Annotated in this window: 25 protein-coding genes, 1 tRNA gene and 1 pseudogene; 10 read left to right on the top strand and 17 right to left on the bottom strand. The window is 64.7% G+C overall.

Annotated features, from left to right (window positions below; genetic code table 11):
• Window positions 1-57 precede the first annotated feature (57 nt).
• Complete coding sequence (locus tag YP76_RS24410) at window positions 58-255, top strand: hypothetical protein (protein WP_046765995.1); 198 nt, start codon at window positions 58-60, stop codon at window positions 253-255.
• Window positions 256-343: 88 nt separating this feature from the next.
• Here YP76_RS24410 and YP76_RS24405 read toward each other — a convergent pair whose 3' ends face one another.
• The gene (locus YP76_RS24405; protein ID WP_046765994.1) at window positions 344-1,639 is read right to left on the bottom strand and encodes an MFS transporter; all 1,296 of its coding nucleotides are present in this window, start codon (window positions 1,637-1,639) and stop codon (window positions 344-346) included.
• 147 nt (window positions 1,640-1,786) lie between these two features.
• On the opposite strand from YP76_RS24405, the gene pgsA reads away from it, so the two are divergent.
• From pgsA to YP76_RS24390, 3 genes are read left to right on the top strand one after another with little or no spacing between them, the layout of a single operon-like run.
• Window positions 1,787-2,350, top strand: a complete 564-nt coding sequence (pgsA, locus tag YP76_RS24400; RefSeq protein ID WP_046765993.1) for a CDP-diacylglycerol--glycerol-3-phosphate 3-phosphatidyltransferase — start codon at window positions 1,787-1,789, stop codon at window positions 2,348-2,350.
• A 3-nt stretch (window positions 2,351-2,353) separates the two neighbouring features.
• Window positions 2,354-2,614 carry a MoaD/ThiS family protein gene (locus YP76_RS24395; RefSeq protein ID WP_046765992.1) on the top strand — a complete coding sequence of 87 codons (261 nt, stop codon included), beginning with the start codon at window positions 2,354-2,356 and terminating at the stop codon, window positions 2,612-2,614.
• A gap of 10 nt (window positions 2,615-2,624) precedes the next feature.
• Complete coding sequence (locus YP76_RS24390; protein WP_046765991.1) at window positions 2,625-3,065, top strand: molybdenum cofactor biosynthesis protein MoaE; 441 nt, start codon at window positions 2,625-2,627, stop codon at window positions 3,063-3,065.
• Here YP76_RS24390 and YP76_RS24385 read toward each other — a convergent pair.
• The gene (locus tag YP76_RS24385; protein WP_046765990.1) at window positions 3,062-3,988 is read right to left on the bottom strand and encodes a hydrogen peroxide-inducible genes activator; all 927 of its coding nucleotides are present in this window, start codon (window positions 3,986-3,988) and stop codon (window positions 3,062-3,064) included. The genes YP76_RS24390 and YP76_RS24385 overlap by 4 nt on opposite strands.
• Window positions 3,989-4,027: 39 nt before the next feature.
• Window positions 4,028-4,801 carry a sulfite exporter TauE/SafE family protein gene (locus tag YP76_RS24380; RefSeq protein ID WP_046765989.1) on the bottom strand — a complete coding sequence of 258 codons (774 nt, stop codon included), beginning with the start codon at window positions 4,799-4,801 and terminating at the stop codon, window positions 4,028-4,030.
• Between the two features lie 160 nt (window positions 4,802-4,961).
• On the opposite strand from YP76_RS24380, the pseudogene epsC reads away from it, so the two are divergent.
• From epsC to YP76_RS24365, 3 genes and pseudogenes are all read left to right on the top strand, one after another.
• Window positions 4,962-5,686, top strand: a pseudogene (gene epsC, locus YP76_RS24375) (serine O-acetyltransferase EpsC).
• Window positions 5,686-6,045: a DUF2794 domain-containing protein gene (locus YP76_RS24370; RefSeq protein WP_046765988.1), complete on the top strand. Its 360-nt coding sequence runs from the start codon at window positions 5,686-5,688 to the stop codon at window positions 6,043-6,045. The pseudogene epsC and the gene YP76_RS24370 overlap by 1 nt, the downstream one beginning before the upstream one ends.
• A 72-nt stretch (window positions 6,046-6,117) precedes the next feature.
• Window positions 6,118-7,050: an NAD(P)H-dependent flavin oxidoreductase gene (locus YP76_RS24365; RefSeq protein ID WP_046765987.1), complete on the top strand. Its 933-nt coding sequence runs from the start codon at window positions 6,118-6,120 to the stop codon at window positions 7,048-7,050.
• 9 nt (window positions 7,051-7,059) lie between these two features.
• Here the strand turns inward: YP76_RS24365 and YP76_RS24360 are convergent, their stop codons facing one another.
• Both YP76_RS24360 and YP76_RS24355 read right to left on the bottom strand, forming a co-directional pair.
• Window positions 7,060-7,932 (bottom strand): alpha/beta fold hydrolase, encoded by an 873-nt coding sequence (locus YP76_RS24360; RefSeq protein ID WP_046766059.1) that lies wholly within the window; start codon window positions 7,930-7,932, stop codon window positions 7,060-7,062.
• 139 nt (window positions 7,933-8,071) lie between these two features.
• Complete coding sequence (locus tag YP76_RS24355; protein WP_046765986.1) at window positions 8,072-10,030, bottom strand: hybrid sensor histidine kinase/response regulator; 1,959 nt, start codon at window positions 10,028-10,030, stop codon at window positions 8,072-8,074.
• A 157-nt stretch (window positions 10,031-10,187) separates the two neighbouring features.
• Between YP76_RS24355 and YP76_RS24350 the strand changes: the two genes are divergently transcribed.
• Complete coding sequence (locus YP76_RS24350; protein WP_046765985.1) at window positions 10,188-11,120, top strand: sugar kinase; 933 nt, start codon at window positions 10,188-10,190, stop codon at window positions 11,118-11,120.
• Window positions 11,121-11,179: 59 nt separating this feature from the next.
• Window positions 11,180-11,253, top strand: a tRNA-Gly gene (locus tag YP76_RS24345).
• Between the two features lie 18 nt (window positions 11,254-11,271).
• Here the strand turns inward: YP76_RS24345 and YP76_RS24340 are convergent.
• From YP76_RS24340 to cyoA, 7 genes are read right to left on the bottom strand one after another with little or no spacing between them, the layout of a single operon-like run.
• A complete protein-coding gene (locus YP76_RS24340) occupies window positions 11,272-11,805 on the bottom strand; it encodes a response regulator transcription factor (RefSeq protein ID WP_046765984.1) in 534 nt (177 codons plus the stop codon).
• Window positions 11,802-13,124: an ATP-binding protein gene (locus tag YP76_RS24335; RefSeq protein ID WP_046765983.1), complete on the bottom strand. Its 1,323-nt coding sequence runs from the start codon at window positions 13,122-13,124 to the stop codon at window positions 11,802-11,804. Before YP76_RS24335 ends, YP76_RS24340 begins: the two co-directional genes overlap by 4 nt.
• On the bottom strand, window positions 13,121-13,846 hold the full coding sequence (locus YP76_RS24330; RefSeq protein WP_046765982.1) for an SURF1 family protein: 726 nt from the start codon (window positions 13,844-13,846) through the stop codon (window positions 13,121-13,123). The genes YP76_RS24335 and YP76_RS24330 overlap by 4 nt, the downstream gene beginning before the upstream one ends.
• Window positions 13,843-14,244 carry a cytochrome o ubiquinol oxidase subunit IV gene (cyoD, locus tag YP76_RS24325; RefSeq protein ID WP_046765981.1) on the bottom strand — a complete coding sequence of 134 codons (402 nt, stop codon included), beginning with the start codon at window positions 14,242-14,244 and terminating at the stop codon, window positions 13,843-13,845. Before cyoD ends, YP76_RS24330 begins: the two co-directional genes overlap by 4 nt.
• A complete protein-coding gene (cyoC, locus tag YP76_RS24320) occupies window positions 14,241-14,864 on the bottom strand; it encodes a cytochrome o ubiquinol oxidase subunit III (protein ID WP_046765980.1) in 624 nt (207 codons plus the stop codon). Before cyoC ends, cyoD begins: the two co-directional genes overlap by 4 nt.
• 5 nt (window positions 14,865-14,869) lie before the next feature.
• Entirely contained in the window at window positions 14,870-16,873 is a 2,004-nt protein-coding gene (cyoB, locus tag YP76_RS24315) for a cytochrome o ubiquinol oxidase subunit I (RefSeq protein ID WP_046765979.1), read from the bottom strand.
• A 5-nt stretch (window positions 16,874-16,878) separates the two neighbouring features.
• Window positions 16,879-17,997, bottom strand: coding sequence for a ubiquinol oxidase subunit II (gene cyoA / locus YP76_RS24310; protein ID WP_046765978.1), 1,119 nt, complete (start codon window positions 17,995-17,997; stop codon window positions 16,879-16,881).
• Between the two features lie 188 nt (window positions 17,998-18,185).
• Between cyoA and YP76_RS24305 the strand changes: the two genes are divergently transcribed.
• Window positions 18,186-19,517, top strand: coding sequence for an MFS transporter (locus YP76_RS24305; protein ID WP_046765977.1), 1,332 nt, complete (start codon window positions 18,186-18,188; stop codon window positions 19,515-19,517).
• Between the two features lie 19 nt (window positions 19,518-19,536).
• Here the strand turns inward: YP76_RS24305 and YP76_RS24300 are convergent, their stop codons facing one another.
• From YP76_RS24300 to YP76_RS28925, 5 genes are all read right to left on the bottom strand, one after another.
• Entirely contained in the window at window positions 19,537-20,397 is an 861-nt protein-coding gene (locus YP76_RS24300; RefSeq protein WP_046765976.1) for a glycosyltransferase, read from the bottom strand.
• Between the two features lie 5 nt (window positions 20,398-20,402).
• A complete protein-coding gene (locus tag YP76_RS24295) occupies window positions 20,403-21,671 on the bottom strand; it encodes an ammonium transporter (protein ID WP_046765975.1) in 1,269 nt (422 codons plus the stop codon).
• A 164-nt stretch (window positions 21,672-21,835) separates the two neighbouring features.
• Entirely contained in the window at window positions 21,836-22,522 is a 687-nt protein-coding gene (locus tag YP76_RS24290) for a GIN domain-containing protein (RefSeq protein ID WP_157035874.1), read from the bottom strand.
• Window positions 22,522-22,662: a hypothetical protein gene (locus tag YP76_RS28930; RefSeq protein WP_232307716.1), complete on the bottom strand. Its 141-nt coding sequence runs from the start codon at window positions 22,660-22,662 to the stop codon at window positions 22,522-22,524. Before YP76_RS28930 ends, YP76_RS24290 begins: the two co-directional genes overlap by 1 nt.
• Before the next feature lie 26 nt (window positions 22,663-22,688).
• Window positions 22,689-22,991, bottom strand: coding sequence for a GIN domain-containing protein (locus YP76_RS28925; protein ID WP_232307715.1), 303 nt, complete (start codon window positions 22,989-22,991; stop codon window positions 22,689-22,691).
• Between the last annotated feature and the right edge of the window lies 1 nt (window position 22,992).

Here is a 22,992-nt window from a genome sequence, read left to right as displayed (position 1 = left end):
GGATTAACTATGAATCGTGATGTTCCAAATGGTAAAGAATCTCTTAACCTATGGGTCATGAGAACGAGACCTCTAGTCCTGGCGAGCGAGTCGGCCCGACATCCGTTCCGCCAGCGGCTGCCGCGCCATGTCCTGTGCGTTGCGGAGCCGACCGGTGCAGGCGAACGTGCGCCGGCGTCCGACGACAATGACTGGAAGCTGTTCCTGCTGAGCTTCGGCGCCTTCTTCACGGCCTTCTACAGCTTTATCTTTTGAGGGACTGGTCTATCTTTCGATAGGCTGAAACCCGTCAATCGCAGGCCCTGTTTCAATCACAGGCCCTGTTTCAATCACGGGCCCTGTTTCAATCGCAAGCTTTGTGCAGCGTCCAGGCAATGGCCGCGCAGGGCAGGCAAAGCGCTGCCACCAGCAGCAACTGGTTGACCACCGACATGCCGGCCAGGCTGAGGCTGATGGTCAGCAACGAACCCAGCACCATGGCGCCTGAATTGACGATATTGTTCGCCGCCACCGTCCGCGCCGCCTCGCATTTTTCGACCGTGGTGGTGAGGAAGGCATAGAGCGGCACGACGAACATGCCGCCGAACGTCGCCACCAGCAGCAGGCACACCGACAGCGGGATCGCCAGCGGATGCGACAGGAAAGCCGACAGCGACAGCATCTGTCCGGTCGACTGCGCCATCCAGAGGTCGCACACGACATGGAAGGCGACGATGCTGATCCCCATGCCGATCACCGAAGCCGGAGCATATTTGGCCGAGACATGCCCGCCCAGCAGACGGTTGATCGCGACCGACCCGATGGCGATGCCGACGGAGAAAATGCCCAGGAACAGGCTGGCGACCGACTTGTCGGCGCTCAGCACATTCTTGACCAGCGGCGGGAACTGGATGAACAGCACCGTTCCCACTGCCCAGAAGAAGCTGATCGCCATGATGGCGAGGTATAGCCGCCTGATATGCATCGTCCCGCGCACCAGCGTGATCGAGGATCGGATGATGTGGAAATCGATCGGCTGCCGCTCGAGCAAGGAAGGCGCCGGGGGCACCTGCCGTCCCGTCAGCCAGCCGATGACGGCCGTCAGGACGATGCCCACCGCGGCGACCTGCACCGGGATGACCCCGGCCAGGATGGTGCCCGCCAGAATCGCGATATAGGTGCCGGCCTCGACCAGCCCGGTGCCGCCCAGCACTTCCTCGTCATGCAGATGCTGGGGCAGGATCGCATATTTGATCGGGCCGAAGAAGGTCGAATGCACCCCCATGGCGAACAGCGCCACCAGCAACAGCGGAATGGCCAGCACATGCACGGCAATCCCGCTCCAGATCAGCGCGAGACCCGCCGCGCCGACGCCCATGATGACGATTTCGGCGGCCTTGACGATACGGATGATCGTCGCCTTGTCCCTCTGGTCCGCCAATTGCCCGGACAGGGCGGATAGCAGGAAGAAGGGCAGGATGAACACGCCGGTCGCCAGCGCGCTGAACCAGGTTTCGGACTTCTCGTCGTTATACACGGTATAGACGACGAACAGCACCATCGCATTCTTGAACAGATTGTCGTTGAAGGCGCCCAGGAGCTGGGTGATGAAAAGCGGCAGAAAACGTCGCTTGGTAAGGAGCCTGAGAGAGGCTTGCATGGGCGATGGGGTCTTCTTCGCTGTGGATGAGCGGGCCGGGGTCTAGCCTTTGATGTCGGGTCTGTCCAACCCTGCAATGTGTCAATCCTGTAACCTTCGGTCTTGCTGCCGCTTGTGCACGGGCCTCGACTGTGGCAGTCCGCCGCCATGCTGACGCTGCCCAATCTGCTGACGCTTTCGCGGATATTGACCGTCCCCCTGCTCGTCGCCCTGCTTTGGCCGGCGGAGGTGGGAGCACGCTGGACCACCGGCTATATGCTGGCCTTCGGGCTTTATTGCCTGATGGGGATCACGGATTATTTCGACGGCTATCTCGCCCGCGCGCAGGGGGCGGTGTCGAAACTGGGCATCTTCCTCGATCCGATCGCGGACAAGATCATGGTCGGCGCGGTGATCCTGATGCTGGCCGCGACACGCGACATATCGGGTATACATATCGTGGCTGCGATGATTATCCTGCTGCGTGAGATCGCCGTATCGGGCCTTCGCGAATTTCTCGCCGGGTTGCAGGTGTCGGTGCCGGTTTCGCGCCTCGCCAAATGGAAGACGACCTTCCAGCTCATCGCGCTCGGCGCGCTGATCCTGGCCGGCGCGGTGCCGCAATTCCCCTTCGTCCAGATGGTGGGCATCGCCACCCTCTGGGCGGCGGCGATCCTGACGCTGATCACGGGCTGGGACTATCTGCGCGTCGGCATCAAGCATATGGATTGAACGATGGCGGATCTTACCCTCGTCTATTTCGCCTGGGTCCGTGAAGCCATCGGCCGGGATGAGGAGCAGGTGGCGCGCCCGGCACCCGACGTCACGATCGGCGCACTGATCGCCACGCTGGCGGCTCGTGGCGGTGGCCATGGCGAAGCCTTCGCCCGTCCGGAAAAGCTGCGCGCGGCGCTGGACCAGCGCTTCGTGCCGCTGGACAGCGCGATCGGGGAGGCGAAGGAACTCGCGATCTTCCCGCCGGTGACGGGCGGATAGGAGCGGGCGGATGAGCCGCGTTTCCATCCAGGCGGAGGATTTCGATCCCGCGGCCGAACTGGCGGCGCTGGAAGCGTCCGGCGGCGGCGGCGTCGCCAGCTTCACAGGCATCGTCCGGGGGGAGGGCGGACTGGTCGCGCTCGAACTCGAACATTATCCCGCGATGACGACCGCGCAGGTCGAACGCATCGTGGGGCAAGCGCTCGACCGCTGGCCCCTGCTCGGCGTGCGGGTGATCCATCGTCATGGACGGTTGGAACCGGGTGAGCGGATCGTCTTCGTCGGCACCGCCTCGCGCCATCGCACGGCCGCGCTGGAGGCATGCGCCTTCCTTATCGACTGGCTGAAATCGGAGGCGCCCTTCTGGAAGAAGGAGCATTTCGCGGACCGGACGCAATGGGTGGAGGCCCGCGCCGAGGACGACGCCAAGGCTGAAAGCTGGAAGCGTTAGGCCGCCGCGCTGACCTCCGGCTGTTCCGCCGCCTCGCGCAGCAGTTCCGCCAGCAACCGGAATTCCTTCTCGCGCGGGCTGTTCTTGCGCCACACCAGCGCAATGTCGCGATGCGACCGTTCGGACCGCAACGGCCGCGCCGTGATCTGGGTATGGTCCAATATCCCCCCGGAAATCGCCATTTCCGGCATGATCGTCATGCCCAGCCCATTGTCGACCATCTGCACCAGCGTATGGAGCGACGTGCCCATCATCATCGCGCTCGCACGGATTTCCGGCCGGTTACAGGCCGCCAGCGCATGGTCCTTCAGGCAATGACCGTCCTCCAGCAGCAGCAGCTTGGTCTCGTCGATCATCTCCGGCGCGATCCATTCGGGCGGATCGCGCGGATCGTCGCGCGGAAAGGCGACGTACAGCCGGTCTTGGAACAGGAATTCGCTGTCCAGTTCCCCGGTCGGGAAGGGCAGGGCCAGCAGCACGCAGTCGACATTGCCGTGGCGCAGCGATTCGATCGCCGCCTGCGTCGTCTCCTCGCGCAGATAGAGCTTCAATTCCGGCCGTTCGGCCCGCAATTTGGGCAGCAGATGGGGCAGCAGGAAGGGCGCGATGGTCGGAATGACGCTCATCCGCAGTTCGCCGGTCAGCGGTTTGCCTGAAGCCTCGGCGATCGCGGCCAGTTCCTCCGCCTCGCGCAAGACCCGGTGCGCCTTTTCGACGATCCGGTCGCCCAGCGCCGTGAAGCGGACCACCCGTCGCGTCCGTTCGACCAGGGTGATGCCGACCAGCGACTCCAATTCGCGAATCCCCGCCGACAGGGTCGACTGGGTGACGAAACAGCTGTCCGCCGCCTTGCCGAAATGGCCATGCTCTTTCAGCGCCACCAGATATTGGAGCTGCTTGAGCGTTGGCATGTAACTCGACATTGATCGGCTTCCTCGATTAGAGGAAGGAATATAAGCGACCTAGCCGATATATCCAAGCCATTTGGCAACGCCGAACAGCGATGTCAGCGTCAGGATCGTTCCCACCGCAATGAACAGGGTCCGGGGCGCCACATGCCGGGCCAGCATCGCGCCGAAGGGCGCGGCGACCACGCCGCCGATCAGCAATCCGATCGTATAGGTGGTGAAGGTCTCCCAACCCAGATGGAGAAGGAAGGTGATGCTGATCGACAGGGTCAGGATGAATTCGACGCTGTTGACCGTACCGATGGTGTGGCGCGGGCTGGACCCCTGGATCAGCAGGTTCGACGTCACCACCGGCCCCCAGCCGCCGCCGCCGGTCGCGTCCATGAAGCCGCCGAACAGGCCCAGCGGCGCGACCCATTTGGGATCGCGCGCCTGCGGCGGAAAATGGAAACCGCGCCAGACCAGATACACGCCGATCGTCGTCAGATAGATTTGCACGAAGGGTTTGATGACCGCGCCGTCGACATGGGACAGTACATAGGCGCCCGTGACGCCCCCGATCACGCCGGGAATGATCAGGCGCGCGAACAGCCGCCAGTCGACATTGCGGTGCGCGATATGGCTGATTGCGGAGACGCCGGTGGTGAAGGTTTCCGCCGCATGGACGCTGGCCGATGCCTTGCTGGGCGGCAGGCCGAGCGCGAGCAGTAACGTGCTGGAGATCACGCCATAGGCCATGCCCAGCGCGCCGTCGATCATCTGCGCTCCGAAACCGATGAGAATGAACGGCAGTATTTCGGCGAAATTGGCGATAAAGCTGTCGGTCATTCACGGGTCCCTGTTATGATTGTCTATCGCCTTGGTAGGTATATCATGGCCCGCCAAGAAACTTTCTGTTTTATCGAGCGAAGCCGAAATAGCCGCCCATCTGGAAAATTCATCCTTTTGCGCTTATGTACCGATTGGTCGGTTTCCAAAGGGGCGCTGCATGTTGCGCAATCTTATTGCTTATCTGGACTCGGTCAAATTACGGGACCCTGCGCCGCGTTCGCGCGCGGAGATCCTGCTTTATCCCGGCGTCTGGTCGCTGGCCTTCCATCGCGTGGCCCATCGGCTCTATCTGGCGCGGCTGTTCTTCCTGGCCCGCGCCGTGAACCATTTCTCGCGATTCCTGACCGGCAACGACATCCACCCGGGCGCCCGCATCGGCAAGCGCTTCTTCATCGACCATGGCTTCACCGTCATCGGCGAGACGGCGGAGATCGGCGATGACGTCACCCTCTATCAGAATGTGACGCTCGGCGGCACGGATCCGGCCAACGGGATCGCGGGCAAGCGCCACCCGACGCTGGAAAATGGCGTGATCGTGGGTTCGGGCGCGCAGGTGCTGGGGCCGGTCCGCGTCGGTGCCCGCGCCCGCGTCGGCGCCAATGCCGTCGTCACCAAGGATGTGAAGGAAGGCGCGACCATGGTCGGCATCCCCGCCAAGCCGATGTTGGTGGACGTGACCGCCTATCGGCGCGAATTCCTGCCCTATGGCACGCCCTGCTCGGACTGCTTCGACCCGGACAAGCAGAAGCTGGAAATGCTCCAGTGCGAGGTCGAGCAATTGCAGAAGCGTCTCGCCGAACTGCTGGCTGAGCGGGGCGCGCGCCGGACGACGACCTGCCCGATGGGGACAGGCCGCTGTTCAAGGAGCGTGGCCGCGCCTGATGAGCAATGTGACGCCGTTCCCGTTGCCGGCAGCCCAGGGCGCGGGGGCTGCAGCCAGCCAGATCGGTTTCGATCGTCTCGAACTCCAGCGGATCATGGATCTCTACGGCCGCATGGTGGCGGCCGGCCACTGGCGCGACTATGCGCTCGATCTCGGCCGTGAAGCCGCCATCTTCTCCGCTTTCCGGCGCTCCGCGGAGCGTCCCGAATTCCGCATCGAAAAGCGGCCCTCGCTACGCCACCGGCAAGGCATGTGGGCACTGATCGGGGAAGCCGGCAACGTGCTGAAACGCGGTGCGGAGCTTCAGGGCGTGCTGGCCCCGGTTGAACGGCGGCTGCTCAAGATCATAGGCGAATGATTGTCCGCATTTTCCCGAAGCAGCGGATGATGCTCTCCGCTTCGAAAATGCCCTAAAGGGAGACGCTCGTTCATGAGCTTGCCGAAATTTCTGGAAGGCCGCCTGTCCCTGCCGCTGATCGGATCGCCGATGTTCATCGTCTCGCAGCCCGCGCTCGTGATCGCGCAGTGCCGCGCCGGCATCGTCGGTTCCTTTCCTTCGCTCAACGCCCGCCCGTCCGGCATGTTCGAACAATGGCTCCAGCATCTGAACGAAGCGCTGACGGACAGGGATGCGCCCTTCGCCGTCAACCTGATCGTCCACAGGACCAACAACCGGCTGGAGGAGGATCTCGCGCTCTGCGTCAAATATCGGGTGCCGATCGTCATCACCTCGCTCGGCGCGCGGGAGGATGTGAATCGGGCGGTGCACAGCTATGGCGGCATCGTCCTGCATGACGTCATCAACAATGTCTTCGCGCGCAAGGCGATCGAAAAGGGCGCCGACGGCCTGATCGCCGTGGCGGCGGGGGCGGGCGGCCATGCCGGAACCCTGTCGCCCTTCGCACTGGTGGAGGAGATCAGGGCCTGGTTCGACGGCCCACTCGCGCTATCGGGAGCGATCGCGACGGGCCGATCGATCGCCGCGGCGCGGATGATGGGCGCCGACTTCGCCTATATGGGTTCCTCCTTCATCGCGACGGAGGAGGCCAATGCCGAAGCCGCCTACAAGCGGATGATCGTGGACAGCGGCGCGGGCGACATCGTCTATTCGGACGTCTTCACCGGGGTTCTCGGCAATTATCTGCGCCCCAGCATCACCGCCGCCGGTTTCGATCCCGACAAGCTGCCCAAGGCGTCGGACATGGATTTCGCCGATCTGTCGGGGGGAGAGAAGAAGGCGTGGCGCGATGTCTGGGGCGCGGGGCAGGGGATCGGCGCGATTCGCAAGGTCCAGCCTGCCGCCGCCTTCATCGCCCAGCTCAAGGCGGAATATCAGGCCGCCGTCGCCGCCTTCAATTCATAGGGCTTCAATTCAAAGAAATGCGCGCAGTTCCGCGATGAAGCGGTCGAACTGGTCATGGTGCAGCCAATGGCCGGCCTGCGTGAACTCGACCAGCCGGGCGTCCTTGAAATGCGTGGCGCGTCCGTCCTTCACCGGATTGGACGCCCAGCTATCCAATCCCAGGCACAACAGCGTCGGGCAAGTGATCCGGCTCCAGAATTGGGGCAGTTCGGTATCGTCCCCCACCTGCGGCGCCGCGTCATGCAGATAGGGGTCGAATTTCCAGCGATAGCTGCCATCCTCGTTGCGGTTGACGCCATGGATGGTGAGATGCATCGCCTGCTCGACCGACAGATGGTCGTTACGCTCGCGCATCCGGGCCACCGCCGCCTCGATGGTCGGGTAATGCCGCCTGGTCCGGCGGGCCAGCGTCCGCCGTTTCGCGATCCAGTCCAGCCATTTGTCGGGCGCGGGTTTCTGCGCATCTTCCGCGATGCGGTTGGGCGACAGGCCGAGGCCCTCGATCGCGACGATCTTCGCGACCTTCTCCGGAAACAGCCCGGCATAGCGCAGCGCGATCGATCCACCCAGCGAATGGCCCACCAGGATCACCGGGTCGCGCCCCAGTTGCTCGACCAGTTGCGCCAGGTCATAGACATAATTGGCCGTCATATACGACCCTTCGGCGGACCAGGCACTGTCGCCATGGCCGCGCAGGTCGGGCGCGATGACATGATAGTCCTTCGCCAGGGTCCGTGCCGTCCAGTCCCAGCTTCGCGCATGGTCGAACCCACCATGTATCAGGATCAGCGTCGGCGCGGTGCTGTTGCCCCAGTCCAGATAATGCAGGCGCATCCGCAACGATGTGTAGAAATGCGACGTCGGCGCGGCTGATATACTCATGCGGTCCTGTGGTGAGGAAGGAATGGTGCGGGCGATATTCATGTCTCTTTGGCGAACTCACCTATGGTTGCAAGAGGTGATAGGCAGGAATTGCCTCGTCTTACGCCAGCTTCTTCAAACTTCGGTAAAGATCGGATGATCAGAGGTCGTCCGAATGGGCGGCAAGGCGCACGATACGCTGGCTGCCCTGCGCCGCACTGATGACGATCCGGGCCAGTTCGGCCTGCTTGAAGGGTTTGTTCAGCCTCGGCCGGGCCGTCATATGCGGCGGCAGTTCGGCAAAACCGGTGATGATGATCACGGGCAGGCCCGGCAATCTTTCCTCGATCGCCTCCGCCAGTTGGGCGCCGGTCATGCCGGGCATCGCATAATCGGTGATGACCAGGTCGACATTGCCTTCTTCCAGCATCCGCAAGGCGTCCACGCCGGACGCCGCCTGGAACACGGTATGCCCCAGCTCCTCCAGCATCCCGGCGGTGTTGGTCAGCACCAGATCATCGTCGTCGACCGCCAATATGACCAGCGGCTCACCGCTGGGTGCCAGGACGTCGCCCGGTTCGGCCATCTCCTTCGCCGCCGGGTCCTGCGGCGCGACCGGCAGCAACAGGGACACGGCGGTCCCGTGCCCGGGCTCGCTGGCGATGGTCAGCGCTCCGCCGCATTGTTCGGCAAAGCCATGGACCATGGATAGCCCCAGGCCCGTGCCCTTGCCGATGCCCTTGGTGGTGAAGAAGGGCTCGCGTGCCCGCTCCAGCGTCTCCGCATCCATGCCCTCGCCTTCGTCTATGACGGACAGGCGCACATAGCGGCCGCTGGAAAGGTCCGGCCGCTGGTCCTTCAGCAGAGCCATTTCGGCTCCCTCGATGATGATGCGTCCGCCCTCGGGCATGGCATCGCGGGCATTCACCGCCAGGTTGAGCAGCGCCAGCTCCAATTGTGCAGGATCGGCATGGGCGGGCGCAAGAAGCAGGGGAAAACGCGTTTCGATCGTGACGCCGCTGCCCAGCGTGGTCTTGAGCAGGTCGGCCATATCCCGCACCAGCGCCACGCAGTCGACGCTTTGCAGCTTCAGTTCCTGCTTGCGTGCGAAGGCCAGCATCCTTTGGGTGAGCGTCGCGCCGCGTTCCGCCGCGGTCATGGCATTGTCGATATAGCGCGACACGTCCGCCCCCGCCGCCAGCCGCTGCCGCGCGAGATCCAGGCTGCCGACGATCACCGCCAGCAGATTGTTGAAATCATGGGCGACGCCGCCGGTCAGCTTGCCGATCGCGTCCATCTTCTGCGCCTGGAAGAACGCTTCGCGCGCCTCCTCCAGCGCCAGTTGGGTCTCGCGCCTTTCGGTGAGGTCGCGGGTGATCTTGGCAAAGCCGATCAGCTCGCCGCCGGGATCGCGAATCGCATCGATGATGACATGCGCCCAGAAACGCGATCCGTCCTTGCGGATGCGCCATCCTTCGGCCTCGAACCGGCCCTCCCGCGCGGCCGTTTCCAGCGCGCGCGTGGGGACGCCGGCGATCCGGTCCTCCTCCGAATAGAAGCGGGCGAAATTCTGCCCCAATATCTCGTCGGTGGTATAGCCCTTGAACCGTTCGGCGCCGGGATTCCAGCTTGTGATCGTACCCACCGGGTCCAGCATGTAGATGGCGTAGTCGGTCACCCCCTGCACCAGCAGGCGGAAACGTTCCTCGCTGCGCCGCAACGCCTCCTGCGCGGCAAGCTGGTCGGTCAGGTCGCGCGTCACCTTGGCGAACCCGATCAGCGTGCCGCCGGCATCCCGGATGGGATCGATGACGACATTCGCCCAGAACCGGGTCCCGTCCTTGCGAACGCGCCAGCCCTCGGCCTCGACCCGGCCCTGCTGCCCGGCCGCCGCAAGCGTGAGGGCGGGGATGCCCGCCGCCTGATCTTCCGGTGTGTAGAAGAGCGAGAAATGCCGGCCGATGATTTCGTCGGACTCATAGCCTTTGAACCGACGCGCGCCCGCATTCCAGCTCATGACGATACCTTCGGTCGACAGCATGGTGATGGCATAGTCGGTGACGCTCTGGACGAGCAATTCAAAGCGGTTTCCAGACCATTCCGGTTCCACCGCGCTCATGGACGATCCTTATGGGATTTATGGGTTTCCTTCCGACAACGCGCTGCCGCCGCGAACGTTCCGCTTGCGAAAGCGATTATTGCGGGCAATGGCGACATTGACTTCACGAAGCCCTCCGCGCCAAGGAGGCGGTTCGCAAGGGAGATGGAAGGCGTTTATGGGCAAGGCCGCAGGGATCACCGTCATCGGCGAAGCGATGCTGGAACTGAGCCGCGCTTCGGCCGGGAGCGGCCCGGAAGACGGCTGGAACCTGCGCTATGGCGGCGACGTCATCAACACCGCCATCCATCTCGCCCGCTCCGGCGACCCGGTGCGCTTCGCCAGCGCGATCGGCGCCGATCCCATGAGTGCGGATCTGCGCGCGTCCTGGGAGGGGGAGGGGATCGACACCTCGCTGCTGCTCGCGGCCGAGGGCTGCCTGCCCGGCCTCTACGCTATAGAAACCGACGCGCAGGGCGAGCGCAGTTTCCATTATTGGCGCGGGGAGGCGGCTGCCAGGCGCATGTTCGACCTGCCCGGAAGCGCCGCCATGGCGGAACGGGCGGCGGAATCGGCACTGCTCTATTTCTCGCTCATCACCCTGGCCATATTACCCGATGCGGCCCGCGAAAAGCTGCTCGCCCTGTGCGAAGCCGTGCGCGCGAACGGCGGCAGGGTGGCCTTCGACGGCAATTACCGGGCCCGCCTCTGGCCGGACGCCGCGACCGCCCGCCACTGGCGCGACCGCGCCATCGCGGTCAGCGACATGGGCCTGCCGACCCTGGCCGATGAGGTCGAGATGGGCGAAGCCGACGACGCCCTGGACGCCGCGAAGCGCTGGGGCGCTGGCCAGGGGCGCGAGGTCGTCGTGAAGCTGGGCGCCGAAGGCTGCCTGGTGAATGGAGAGGTCGTCGCACCGCCCGCTAGGCTCACCGTCGTCGATTCCAGCGGCGCGGGCGATGCGTTCAACGGCGGCTATCTCCACGCCCGGCTCGCTGGCCGGGCCCCTCGCGAAGCCGCTCTTTCGGGCCATCGCCTTGCCGGCTGGAATATCGGCCGCCGCGGCGCCATCCCCGCCCGCGACGCGCAGGCGCCCTATGCCGACCTCTGAAATTCTCGGCGGCGATGTCGTTGACGCCATCGGGATCAACGGCTAAGCCGCGCAGGCAGGCGGGTGTAGCTCAATGGTAGAGCAGAAGCTTCCCAAGCTTACGACGAGGGTTCGATTCCCTTCACCCGCTCCATTTACCTGAAAATCCGGTTCAACCCACCTGCCGCTTGGCCAGCTTCCGCGCCAGCGTCCGCCGGTGCATGCCCAGCCGCCGCGCCGCTTCGGAAATATTGAAGTCGCTATCCTTCAGCACTTCATGGATATGTTCCCATTCCAGCGTCTTGATCGAGGTCGGGCGCGGCGCCAGCGGGGTGGAGGGGTCGCCCGAAGCGTGCGAGAAGGCCGCCTCGATATCGTCGGTATTGGACGGCTTGGCGAGATAGTTGGACGCGCCCAGCTTGATCGCCTCCACCGCCGTCGCGATGCTGGCAAAGCCGGTCAGCACCACGATCAGCATCGCCGGATCATGGGCATGCAGCGTCTGGACGCAGACCAGCCCGGACTCCGCGCCCAGCTTCAGGTCGACCACCGCATGGGTCGGCCTGTGCCCGGCCAGCAGCGCGACCAGCGCCGCATGATTGTCCGCTGTCAGTACCGTATAGCCGCGCCGTTCGAACGACCGTTTCAGCGTCCTGGCGAAGGCCTCGTCATCCTCCACCAGCACCAGCAGGCGTTCATCGCTCATCCGGGCATCTCCTCTTCCAGCCCCACCGTGCCCAGCGGCAGGCGCAGCAGGATTAGCGCCCCGCCGTCCGCGCCGTTGCTCGCGCTGACGCTGCCGCCCAGCTTGCGCACCACATTGACCACCAGGAACAGGCCCAGCCCATGGCCTTCCTTGCCCTTGCTCGACCGGTATGGCTTGCCGAAATCCTCTAGCATCGCCTCGGAAAAGCCGCCGCCATTGTCGCGCACAGCGATGTTGAGCGACGTGCTGTCGCGTCCCACCAGCAGGTCGATATAGGTCGCGCCCGCCTCTCGCGCATTGTCCAGCAGATTGCCGACCGCCTGCCGGATCACCGGATCGGCGATGATGCGCGGATAGTCGTGCGGCCCGAAATCGCAGCGCAGCGGCATGCCGGGATTGGCCTTGCGCCATTCCATGGCGATGCCGTCGATGAAATCGCGCACATTGGTCACTTCCGGCGCCTCGCCCCGCGCCTCGCCGGAGGACAGGAGGATACCGGTGACGATCTCCTTGCAACGCCGCACCGCCGCCTGCATCTCGTCCACTTCCTCGACCAGCGCGGGATGATCGGTGATCTCCGGCATATGCTTCCAGTCGCCCAGCACCACCGCAAGCTGGGAGAGGGGCGTGCCCAGTTCATGCGCCGCGCCCGAAGCGAGCAGGCCCATGCGGACGATATGCTCCTCCTCCGCCGCCTGCTGCCGCAGTCGGGCGAGATAGGCGTCCCGCACCTGGAGGTTGCGCGTCACCGGCAGCACGAACAGCACCAGCAGCACCGCGATCATGGTGAGGCAGATCCACGCCCCGACGATATGCAGGTCGAACAAATGCCCTTCCAGCGCGCCATTGAGGTCCAGCGGCCGGTAATGCAGCGCCAGCAGCCCCGCGCACAGCGCCGACACGAACACGATCCCCCAGACGCTCCAGCGATCGAGCAGCACCGCGCCCAGCGCCACCTGCACCAGATAGAGCGAGATGAAGGGATTGGTCGCCCCGCCGGAAAGATAGAGCTGCGCCGTCAGCAGCAGCACGTCGAACAGCAGCGAGAGGAAGAGTTCCGCATGGGACACGTCGGTCCGCTTGCGCAGCGCGTGGAAGCTGAGGCCGTTCATCAGTATCGCCATGCCCGCGACCAGCAACATCGGCGCGATCGGCAGATGAATGCCCATGCCGTAATGCACGGCCAGGATCGTCAGCACCTGCCCGGCGATGGCGATCCACCGCAATTGCACCAGCAGCGCCAGATTCTTGCGACCGGCCGCGTCGGCGGGCCACTGGCTGGGCTGCCAGAGGGTGCTGATCGACAGATTGCCGCTCATCCCCGGCGGTCTTTCCACTCCTGGCGCATGACGAACATGTACGCGCCCACGACCATCGCCGCCAGCACGAACCATGTGATGGCATATTGCAGATGGTTGTTGGGGAATTTGATGACGGTCAGCCCGCCGACGGGCAGGCTGTCGGGACCGCAGGCGGCATCGGCATCGATGAAATAACCGGCGAGGGGCCCCTTGATCCCGCGCGCGGCGGCGATCGCGGTCACGTCGCGCGAATACCATCGGTCCCCGTCCGGATCGTTGGAACGCAGGAAGCCGCCGCCCGGCTCGCTCAGCCGCAACAGGCCGGCGACATGCACCTCGCCCTGCGGCCGCGCATAATCCCTGCGCCTGTCGGGCGGCACGAAACCGCGATTGACGATCAGGGTGAAGCCCTGGTCGGTGGCGAGGGGTGTCAGCACCCAGAAACCGGCGCCACGCACGGTCACGGCCTGCACCAGCGCAGCCTTGTCGTGAAGAAAATGGCCCGAAATGCGCACCCGGCGATATTCATCGGCCCTTGTGGCGGCGCGCGGGGCGGGGATGGGCAGGGCATGGATCCGCGCATCGACGCGGGCGATCAGGTCGCGCTTCCAGCCCAGGCGCTGGACCTGCCATGCGCCGAGCGCGCAGAATCCGGCGAAAAAGAAAAGGGCGATCAGCGTCAGGCCGATCGTAACCGCCGGGGAGCGCCGGCGGCGCTCCCCGTGCTTTGCGGATGTCACGGCATCTCGCTCATATGCTGCATGGCGGACATGTCCGCATGCGGCATCATGTTGTTGTTGAGGTGGTACATGACCCACAGCGATCCCGACAGGACGATGACGACCAGGACGATGGTCAGCATCATCGCCATGAACGACCATCCGCCTTCGACGCGGGTGTTCATGTGCAGGAAGTAGATCATGTGGACGACCACCTGCACCGCGGCAAAGCCCATGATGACCACGCCGGTCAGTTGCGGATCGTTCAGCACGCCCGACATCACCAGCCAGAAGGGGATGGCCGTCAGGATCACCGACAGGCCGAAACCGATCATGTAGCTGCCGAAGCTGCCGTGCGATCCTTCGTCATGATGGTCTTGCGTGTGATCGTGACCATGAGTGTGGACAGCGTCGCTCACCGCAGGACTCCCATCAGATAGACAAAGGTGAAGACGCCGATCCAGATGACGTCGAGGAAGTGCCAGAACATCGACAGGCACATCAGCCGGCGCCTGTTGGCCGGGATCAGGCCCTTTTTCGCGACCTGCACCATCAGCGTGATCAGCCAGATCGAACCGAAGGTGACGTGCAGCCCGTGGGTGCCGACCAGCGTGAAGAAGGACGACAGGAACGCCGAACGCTGCGGACCCGCGCCCTCATGGATGAGGTGCGAGAATTCGTAGAGTTCGATGAACAGGAACGCCCCGCCGAACAGCAGCGTGACGAACAGCCAGCCCTGGGTGGCGCTGACCCGGTTCTTCTCCATCGCCAGCATGGCGAAGCCGTAGGTGATCGAGGAGAACAGCAGCATCGCGGTGTTGAGCGCGATCAGCGGCAGGTCGAACAGGTCCTTGGGCCCCGGCCCGCCGGCATAGCTGCCGCCCAGCACCGCATAGGTGGCGAAGAGGATGGCGAAGATGAGGCAATCGCTCATCAGGTACATCCAGAAGCCCAGATTGGTGCTGTGGCCTTCGTGGAGGTGCGGTTCCTCGGGCAGATGATAGGCCCGAGGTTCCATCGTTGCAGTTGCGCTGCTCATGCGTGTCAGGCTCCCAACGCCGCGAGGGTGCGCGTGCGCTCTTCCTCGGTGCGCGTGACGACATCCGCGGGGATGTAGAAATCGCGCTTGTAGTTGAAGGTGTGGCCGATGGCGACGGCGACGAGGCCGACGAAGCTCAGGCCCGCGAGCCACCAGATGTACCAGATCAGCGCGAAGCCGCAGAGCGTGGCGAGCGCCGCGAGGATCACGCCCGCGCCGGTGCTGCTCGGCATATGGATCGCCTGATAGCCGGAGAGGGGACGCTGGTAGCCGTTCTTCTTCATGTCCGCCCAGGTGTCGGTGTCGTAGACGACCGGCGTGAAGGCGAAATTATACTCCGGCGGGGGCGAACTGGTCGCCCATTCCAGGGTACGGCCGTCCCATGGATCGCCCTCCACCTTCAGCTCGTCGCGCTTCCAGATGGAGACCGCGAACTGGACCAGCATGGCGCCGATGCCCGCCGCGATGATGGCGGCGCCGATCCCGGCGATGATGAACCAGATGTGGAGCGACGGATCGTCGAACACGCGCATGCGGCGGGTGACGCCCATCAGGCCCAGGACATAGAGCGGGCCGAAGGCCAGCCAGAAGCCGATGTTCCAGCACCAGAAGCTGACCTTGCCCCAGAACTGGTTGAGCTTGTAGCCGAACGCCTTGGGCCACCAGTAGTTGATCGCCGCGAACAGGCCGAACAGCACGCCGCCGATGATCACATTATGGAAGTGCGCGATCAGGAACAGCGAGTTGTGCAGCACGAAGTCCGCAGGCGGGACGGCGAGCAGCACGCCGGTCATGCCGCCGACCGTGAAGGTCAGCATGAAGGCGACGGTCCACATCATCGGCAGCTCGAACCGGATCTTGCCGCGATACATGGTGAACAGCCAGTTGAAGAGCTTGGCTCCCGTCGGGATCGAGATGATCATCGTCGTGATGCCGAAGAAGCTGTTGACGCTGGCGCCCGACCCCATGGTGAAGAAGTGGTGCAGCCACACGAGGTAGGACAGGACCATGATCGTGCAGGTCGCGTAGACCATCGAGGTGTAGCCGAACAGGCGCTTGCCCGAGAAGGTCGAGGTGACTTCGGAGAAGACGCCGAACAGCGGCAGGATGAGGATGTAGACCTCCGGGTGGCCCCAGATCCAGATGAGGTTGACGTACATCATCGGATTGCCGCCGAAATCATTGGTGAAGAAGGCGGTGCCGAGATAGCGGTCCAGCGACAGCAGGACGAGGGTGGCGGTCAGGATGGGGAAGGACGCGACGATCAGGACGTTCGCGCAGAGCGAGGTCCAGGTGAACACCGGCATCTTCATGAGGGACATGCCCGGCGCGCGCATCTTCACGATGGTCGCGATCAGGTTGATGCCCGACAATGTCGTGCCGACGCCTGCCACCTGGAGCGCCCAGATATAATAGTCGACGCCCGTGGCCGGACTGTAGGCGATCCCCGAAAGCGGCGGATAGGCGAGCCAGCCGGTCTGGGCGAATTCGCCCACGAACAGCGAGATCATGACCAGGATCGCGCCGCCCGTCGTCATCCAGAACGAAAAATTGTTCAGGAAGGGGAAGCTGACGTCGCGCGCGCCGATCTGGAGCGGGACGATATAGTTCATCAGGCCCGTGATGAACGGCATCGCCACGAAGAAGATCATGATGACGCCGTGGGCGGTGAATATCTGGTCGTAGTGATGCGCGTTCAGATAGCCTTCGGACCCGTTGAACGCCCAGGCCTGCTGAAGGCGCATCATGATCGCGTCGGCAAAGCCGCGCAGGAACATGATGAGGCCCAGCACCATGTACATGATGCCGATCTTCTTGTGATCGACGCTGGTGAACCATTCCTTCCAGAGATAGCCCCAGAGCTTGAAATAGGTGAGCGCCGCGACGAGCGCCGCGCTGCCCAGCACGACCCCGATGAAGGTCGCGACGACCACGGGTTCATGCCATGGGAAAGCATCCCATGTCAGACGACCGAAGATCATCTGTGTCGTTGTGAGTGTGCCAGTCATGGGCCTTACCGATGCTGCGCGTGCGCGTCAGCGCCGCTATGAGAGGAGTGATCGGCCGGAACGGCATTTGCCGCGCCCGGCGCGTCGGGGGCGGTTTCCTGCCCCTTATTCTCGTCCGACTGCTCGATCACATGGCTATTGGGGAGGTCGTATTTCAGGCCCCTGGTCTCGCGTGCCGATTCCTTGCCCGCGCCGCCCATCATGTTGATGTGCATCAGCTCGCCCATGCAACGCTGGCCATCCTTGGGGCAGAGGTTGACGACCGCGTCGAACAGCTTGGGATCGACGGCGGAATAATAAGCGACCGGCGCCTTTTCGCTCGGCTTGGCCAGCGTCAGATAGACGTTGCGGTCCAGGTTCGCGCCGCCCGCCTTCACCTTCGCCACCCAGGCGTCGAAACCGGCCGGGTCCAGCGCCTTGTAGCCAAAGCGCATGTTGCTGAAGCCCGCGCCCGAATAGTTGGCGGAGAAGCCCACGCCGGCGACCGGCTTGTTGGCGACCGCATGCAACTGCGTTTTCATGCCCGGCATGGCGTAGATCTGCCCGGCCAGTTCGGGAATGTAGAAGCTGTTCATGACGGTCGAGGCGGTGATGTCGAAACGCACCGGCACATTGGTCGGCAGCGCCAGTTCGTTGACCGTCGCGATACCCAGCTCCGGATAGATGAACAGCCATTTCCAGTCGAGCGCCACGACCTCCACCGTCAGGGGCTTCACCTTGGGGTCGATCGCGGTCTTCGCGTCGATCCGGTCCAGCGGCCGATAGGGATCGAGCTTGTGCGTGCTCACCCAGGTCAGCGCGCCCAGGCAGATGATGATCAGCAGCGGTGCCGACCAGATCAGCAGTTCCAGCTTGGTGGAGTGATCCCAATCCGGATCATAATCCTTTTCCACCGCCTTGTTGGCCGAGCGATAGCGCCAGGCGAAGAAGACGACGAGCGCCATGACGGGGACGACGATCAGGAGCATCAACGCGGTCGAGATCAGGATCAGATCGCGCTGCTGCACCGCAATATCGCCCGACGGGTTCATCACGACCCAGTCGCATGCCGTCAGCGGCAGCGCCAGAATCGGAGCGGACCAGCGGAGAATCCGGGTCCAGTTGGGGGAAAGGGGGTGTGACATGATCGCGCGCCTACGCCTTCCGTCCGGAGCCGAACATTGGACAGTTTGTCCCATTGTGCGCAGATGCAAAAAATGCTTGAGCTGTGGGATACTGCTTAGACTCTGCGGGTTTTCTGTTATGTTGCCTTTCCGTGGCCATCGGCAGAACATAAAAGCGTTCCGGTGGCTTAGCCAAGGAGCGGATGCCAATGAGTTCACAGGCCATGACCTTCACCTCCCGATCGCTGGAGGATGATGCGCGCCTGATCAATGCGCGGGACCACAAGATCGCGCCGGGTGATATTTCCATTGGTGTGATCATTGGTCGCACCTCCGAATTCTTCGATTTCTTCGTCTATGCCATCGCTTCGGTGATCGTTTTCCCGAGCCTGGTCTTCCCCTATGTCGATGCGCTGACGGGAACCCTTTATTCCTTCGCGATCTTCGCCGTGGCATTCATCACGCGGCCGATCGGTTCGCTGATCTTCATGGCCATCGACCGCCACTTCGGGCGCGGAACGAAGCTGACAGCGGCCTTGTTCCTGCTGGGCGGATCGACCGCGTCGATCGCCTTCATGCCTGGATATGCGACCATTGGCCACTATGCTGCGGTCGTACTGGTCATTTTGCGCGCCGCGCAGGGGATCGCGCTCGGCGGAACCTGGGACGGCCTCGCTTCGCTGCTGTCGCTCAACGCGCCCCAGCACCAGCGCGGCTGGTACGCCATGGTGCCGCAGCTTGGCGCGCCGCTGGCGCTGCTGGTGGCGAGCGGCCTGTTCGCCTTCTTCCTGATGACGCTGACGAAGGCGGACTTCCTCGACTGGGGCTGGCGCTATCCCTTCTTCGTCGCCTTCGCGATCAACGTCGTGGCGCTGTTCGCCCGCCTGCGGATCGTGGTGACGCATGAGTTCGAGCGCCTGTTCGAACAGAAGGACCTCCAGCCCTCCGAAGTCCTGCCCACCGTCAAGGCGGAGGGGCGCAACATCATCATCGGCGCCTTCGCCCCGCTGGCCAGCTTCGCGCTGTTCCACATGGTGACGGTCTTCCCGCTGAGCTGGGTCGCGCTCTTCACCGATCAGCCGCTGGAACGCTTCCTCATCATCGAGATGATCGGCGCTTCGGTCGGGCTGCTGGCGATCGTCGTCTCGGGCTTCATCGCGGACCAGATCGGCCGCCGCTCGCTGCTCGCCTGGTCGGCGCTCGGCATCGCGATCTTCAGCGTCATGGCGCCGCTGCTGCTCAACGGCGGCGATCTCGGCGAAGTCGCCTTCATGATCCTGGGCTTCATGCTGCTGGGCCTCGCCTTCGGCCAGTCCTCGGGCGTGGTGGCCTCCAACTTCGCGACCGAGGCACGCTATACCGGCTCGGCGCTCACCTCCGACCTCGCATGGCTGGTCGGCGCGGGCTTCGCCCCGCTGGTGGCGCTGCTGCTGTCGGTGAAGTTCGGCCTCGCCGCCTCGGGCATCTACCTGCTCTCCGGCGCGGTGGCGACGATGGTGGCGCTCTACATCAACAAGGAACTGGCGGCCCGCGACCGTTAGGATGGGGGAGGGGGAGGCGCTATCGCTTCCCCCTTGTCCACGCCTCCCTCATTTTCGCCAAAGCCTTCCGGTCGAACCATCCCGTGGGCAGCGGCCTCGACCGAAAACGCGGCAACCATGCGCCATAAAGCGCGTCCATCCGCCCCGGCAGCCCCGACACTCCCTCGCTGGCCATGATGTCGGAAATGATCCGGTTCTGGAAAAAGCGCACCGAATAATTGGTCATGCGCCGATATTGCATGCGCAGCGTCGACGGCCGCCACAGGCTCACCGGCTCGCAACGAAAGCCCGCCTCCTCGCAGGCCAGCACGCGCTCCCGCTCCCAATCCGCGTCACGCCCCAGATCGGTGTGCGCCCATGCCGCCACCAGCCCGTCGTCCCCGACCAGATCCTCGGGCAGCCTCAATCCGCGCGCCCTGATCGCCGCCACGAACCGCCCCGACAGCGCATAGAGATCGCCGAACAATCCGCGCTCTTCCCTCAGGCTGCGGCGATAATGCTCCACCGACCGCCCATTGACCGGCATCCCCGCCGCCGCATGGGCATCCGGCCGCGCCGCAAGATCCGCCGCCAAGGCATCGATCGACCCGGCGACGATTTCCGCATCCCCGTCCATGAAGACGATCATAGCCTCGCCGCCGTCCAGCAGCTCATGGACGAAATGGTTCCAGGTCCGCGCCTTGCCCCCCTCGGCCAGCTCGTGCACCACCACATTCGTCCGTCCGCCAGCCGCCTCCCGCGCCCGCGCGGCAGTCTTGTCCGTCGACCCGTTCACCAGCACATGAAAGACCGTATCCCCGCGGTCGAGCGGCAGGGAGGCAAGGCAGGCCCCGATCCGCCGCTCCTCCTGATGCGCGAAGATGCCGACAGCGACGCCCATCGCCCTTAACGGAAATCCCAGCCCTGCTGCCCATGCTGCGCCAGGTCGAGCCCCTCGGCTTCCGCCCGCGCGCCGATCCGGGCTGGCACTACCACCGACAGGATCAGCGCGATGATCGCCGATCCGATCATGGCCCAGATCGCGACCCCCGCAATGCCGATGATCTGCGCCACCAGAGCGCCGCCCAGGCTGATCCCCGCCGCAAAACCGACCCCGCCCAGTGCAGGCAATGCAAAGGGCACCAGCAACAGCATGCCGGTCAGCCCGCCAATCCCATGGATCAGGAAAATATCCGCCGCGTCGTCGATCCGCGCCCCTAGCAGCCCCTTGCCGATCCGGCAGAGCAGCGCGGCGATCAGCCCGATCGCCATCGCGCCGCCCGTTCCCACCACGCTGGCCGAAGCGGAAATCGCCACCAGCCCGGCCAGGGCTCCCGACACCGGACTTGTCGCCGTCACCCGGCCGGCGTCGATCCGCTCCACCAGCATCCAGCCAAATGCCCCCGCGCAGGCGGCGAAATGGCCGTTGAGGATCGCCGTTGCCGCCTCGTCGCTCGCGCCGAAGGCCCAGCCGCCGACCATGCCTGCCCAGCCGATCCAGAGCAGCACGCCGCCCGCCAGCCCCAGCACCGGAGCATGTCCCGTTGGAACGGCCTGCCGCTTGCCGACGATCAGCACCAGCGTCAGCGCCGAAAACCCCGCGCACAGATGAACGACCAACGCCCCTGCAAAGTCCATGACGCCCAGATGCGCCAGCCACCCGCCGCCCCACACCCAATGTACGACAGGGGCATAGACCAGCAGCAGCCAGAGCAGCGCAAAGGCCACCATCCACCCCATCCGCACCCGTTCCGCCACCGCGCCGGGCAACAGGCAGGCGGCGAAGGTCGCCAGCGCCATCTGAAACAGGACGAAGGCGGATTCCGGCACGGTCGATCCGTCCCGCAACGCCCCCAGATCGGCCAGCAGCATATTCGCCCCGCCGCCCAGCCAGCCGCTGCCCGGCGCATAGGCCAGGCTGTACCCGATCAATCCCCAGAGCAGCGAAACCCCCGCCGCCACCACCAGCCCCTGCACGATCACCGACAGGCCGCTGCGCGCATGCACGAGTCCCGCATGACGCAGCGCCAGTCCAGGCAGCGCCGCCAGCAGCACCAGCACGCCGCACAGGATCATCCACGCCGTATCGCCGCTATCGGCGACGGCAACCTGCGCCATGGCCGCTTGCGGCGACAGCAACGCGGAAAGGAAGGAAAGGGCAAGCAAAGCGCGCATCAGGCAATCCGGCAATCCAGAATTCGGCCCCGCCGTAACGCATCCGGAGTAAAGACTTGCCTAACCCTGGTCGTGGCAGCGAGTATATTCCGCGCCGCAAGCGGGGGGCAGGGGGCGGCGCGAACGAAGCGAGCTTCCAGTCCCATCAGCGCCTGCCTCCCTGCTCAATAAGCCTCCCCGCCACAATTGATCCGCCCCGTTCCGCGATTGTCGACGCTGCAAGCCGCCTTGCCCGTCACCGTCACGTCGCCGGAACCCGATGCCGTCACCTTGGCGGCCCCTTCGGCAGTCAGCGCGACCGTTCCCGGTCCGTCATTGACGACCGTCGCCTGCCGCGCCCGCAGGGCTTCCGCCGCCACCGCGCCCGGCCCCGTCACCCGAATATTGGCAACCCCGGCCCGTCCGGCCAGCGTCGCGCGCCCGGCCCCGGCCAGGCTGAGGTTGATCTGTTCCAGGTCGACCGCCGCCACGCGGACGTCGCCATTGCCGCCCAGCACGATCTCGCCGCGCAGCCCCTTCATCCGGCTCACCGATACCGAACCGCCGCCGGTCAGCACGATCCGCCCCAGATCGCCGGTCGACAGCCGGATCACGGCGCGCCCGCCGCTTTTCTCGCCCGGCTGCGCCTTCGCCATGGTCACGGACAGCAAACGGCCGGACACGTCCAGCTTCAGCCTGTCGAGTGCCGCCTGGTCCCCCTCGGCCCGCGCCGAGGCGCCCGTGCCGGTGGTGATGACGACCTCGACCGGCGCATCCATCCGGATCGCGTCGAAACTGGTGACGGTAAAGCCCCGCGTCGCTGCCTGGGCCGGGCCGGCCAGCCCCAGCGCGATGCCGGGCACGACCGTCATCAGGGCGCGCAACGCGCTTCGCCCGTTCCCATGCGCTTGATCGTACACTGGGCCTTGCCTTTCACGCTGACGTCGCCGGTTCCCATGATGCTGATAGCGACCGGCCCGTCGGAGGCAAGATCGACATCGCCGGTCCCCATCACATGGACATCCGCCTTGCCCGCCTTCAGCCCGCGGCCTCCACATTGCCCGCCCCGGTGGTGGAGAATGACGCACTTCCCACCGTCCCGGCCAGTTCCACATCGCCCGATCCGGTCAGTTCCGCCCGCAATTCGTCCAGCTTCACCGCCCCGATCCTCAACGCACCCGTGCCGGTCAGCGACAGGTCGATCGCCTTGCCCTCCGCCCGGTCCAGCGTCATCTCGCCCGTGCCGGTCAGGGCCAGCGCCTCTACCGTCGGCATGGTGACGCGGATGGTCGCGCCCTTGCCGCCGTCCCACAGGCTGGACATGCCCGATTTACGCCCGATC

Source organism: Sphingobium chungbukense (assembly GCF_001005725.1).
Lineage (GTDB): Bacteria > Pseudomonadota > Alphaproteobacteria > Sphingomonadales > Sphingomonadaceae > Sphingobium > Sphingobium chungbukense.
This window is presented reverse-complemented; position numbering and strand designations above follow the sequence as displayed.

Bases quoted from the DNA above. Each gene is read 5' to 3' on its own strand.
- YP76_RS24305 (WP_046765977.1), top strand. From the start codon at position 18,186: ATGAGTTCACAGGCCATGACCTTCACCTCCCGATCGCTGGAGGATGAT.
- YP76_RS24300 (WP_046765976.1), bottom strand. From the start codon at position 20,397: ATGGGCGTCGCTGTCGGCATCTTCGCGCATCAGGAGGAGCGGCGGATC.
- YP76_RS24380 (WP_046765989.1), bottom strand. From the start codon at position 4,801: ATGACCGACAGCTTTATCGCCAATTTCGCCGAAATACTGCCGTTCATT.
- YP76_RS24340 (WP_046765984.1), bottom strand. From the start codon at position 11,805: ATGAGCGATGAACGCCTGCTGGTGCTGGTGGAGGATGACGAGGCCTTC.
- YP76_RS24410 (WP_046765995.1), top strand. From the start codon at position 58: ATGAGAACGAGACCTCTAGTCCTGGCGAGCGAGTCGGCCCGACATCCG.
- cyoB (WP_046765979.1), bottom strand. From the start codon at position 16,873: ATGACTGGCACACTCACAACGACACAGATGATCTTCGGTCGTCTGACA.
- YP76_RS24385 (WP_046765990.1), bottom strand. From the start codon at position 3,988: ATGTCGAGTTACATGCCAACGCTCAAGCAGCTCCAATATCTGGTGGCG.
- YP76_RS24355 (WP_046765986.1), bottom strand. From the start codon at position 10,030: ATGAGCGCGGTGGAACCGGAATGGTCTGGAAACCGCTTTGAATTGCTC.
- cyoA (WP_046765978.1), bottom strand. From the start codon at position 17,997: ATGTCACACCCCCTTTCCCCCAACTGGACCCGGATTCTCCGCTGGTCC.
- YP76_RS24335 (WP_046765983.1), bottom strand. From the start codon at position 13,124: ATGAGCGGCAATCTGTCGATCAGCACCCTCTGGCAGCCCAGCCAGTGG.
- YP76_RS24360 (WP_046766059.1), bottom strand. From the start codon at position 7,932: ATGAGTATATCAGCCGCGCCGACGTCGCATTTCTACACATCGTTGCGG.
- YP76_RS24395 (WP_046765992.1), top strand. From the start codon at position 2,354: ATGGCGGATCTTACCCTCGTCTATTTCGCCTGGGTCCGTGAAGCCATC.
- YP76_RS24365 (WP_046765987.1), top strand. From the start codon at position 6,118: ATGAGCTTGCCGAAATTTCTGGAAGGCCGCCTGTCCCTGCCGCTGATC.
- YP76_RS28930 (WP_232307716.1), bottom strand. From the start codon at position 22,662: ATGGGGACCGGCGATGTCGATCTTGCCTCCGACGGGCCGGTCGCTATC.
- YP76_RS24370 (WP_046765988.1), top strand. From the start codon at position 5,686: ATGAGCAATGTGACGCCGTTCCCGTTGCCGGCAGCCCAGGGCGCGGGG.
- YP76_RS24390 (WP_046765991.1), top strand. From the start codon at position 2,625: ATGAGCCGCGTTTCCATCCAGGCGGAGGATTTCGATCCCGCGGCCGAA.
- cyoC (WP_046765980.1), bottom strand. From the start codon at position 14,864: ATGAGCAGCGCAACTGCAACGATGGAACCTCGGGCCTATCATCTGCCC.
- YP76_RS24295 (WP_046765975.1), bottom strand. From the start codon at position 21,671: ATGCGCGCTTTGCTTGCCCTTTCCTTCCTTTCCGCGTTGCTGTCGCCG.
- YP76_RS24405 (WP_046765994.1), bottom strand. From the start codon at position 1,639: ATGCAAGCCTCTCTCAGGCTCCTTACCAAGCGACGTTTTCTGCCGCTT.
- pgsA (WP_046765993.1), top strand. From the start codon at position 1,787: ATGCTGACGCTGCCCAATCTGCTGACGCTTTCGCGGATATTGACCGTC.
- YP76_RS24350 (WP_046765985.1), top strand. From the start codon at position 10,188: ATGGGCAAGGCCGCAGGGATCACCGTCATCGGCGAAGCGATGCTGGAA.
- YP76_RS24290 (WP_157035874.1), bottom strand. From the start codon at position 22,522: ATGACGGTCGTGCCCGGCATCGCGCTGGGGCTGGCCGGCCCGGCCCAG.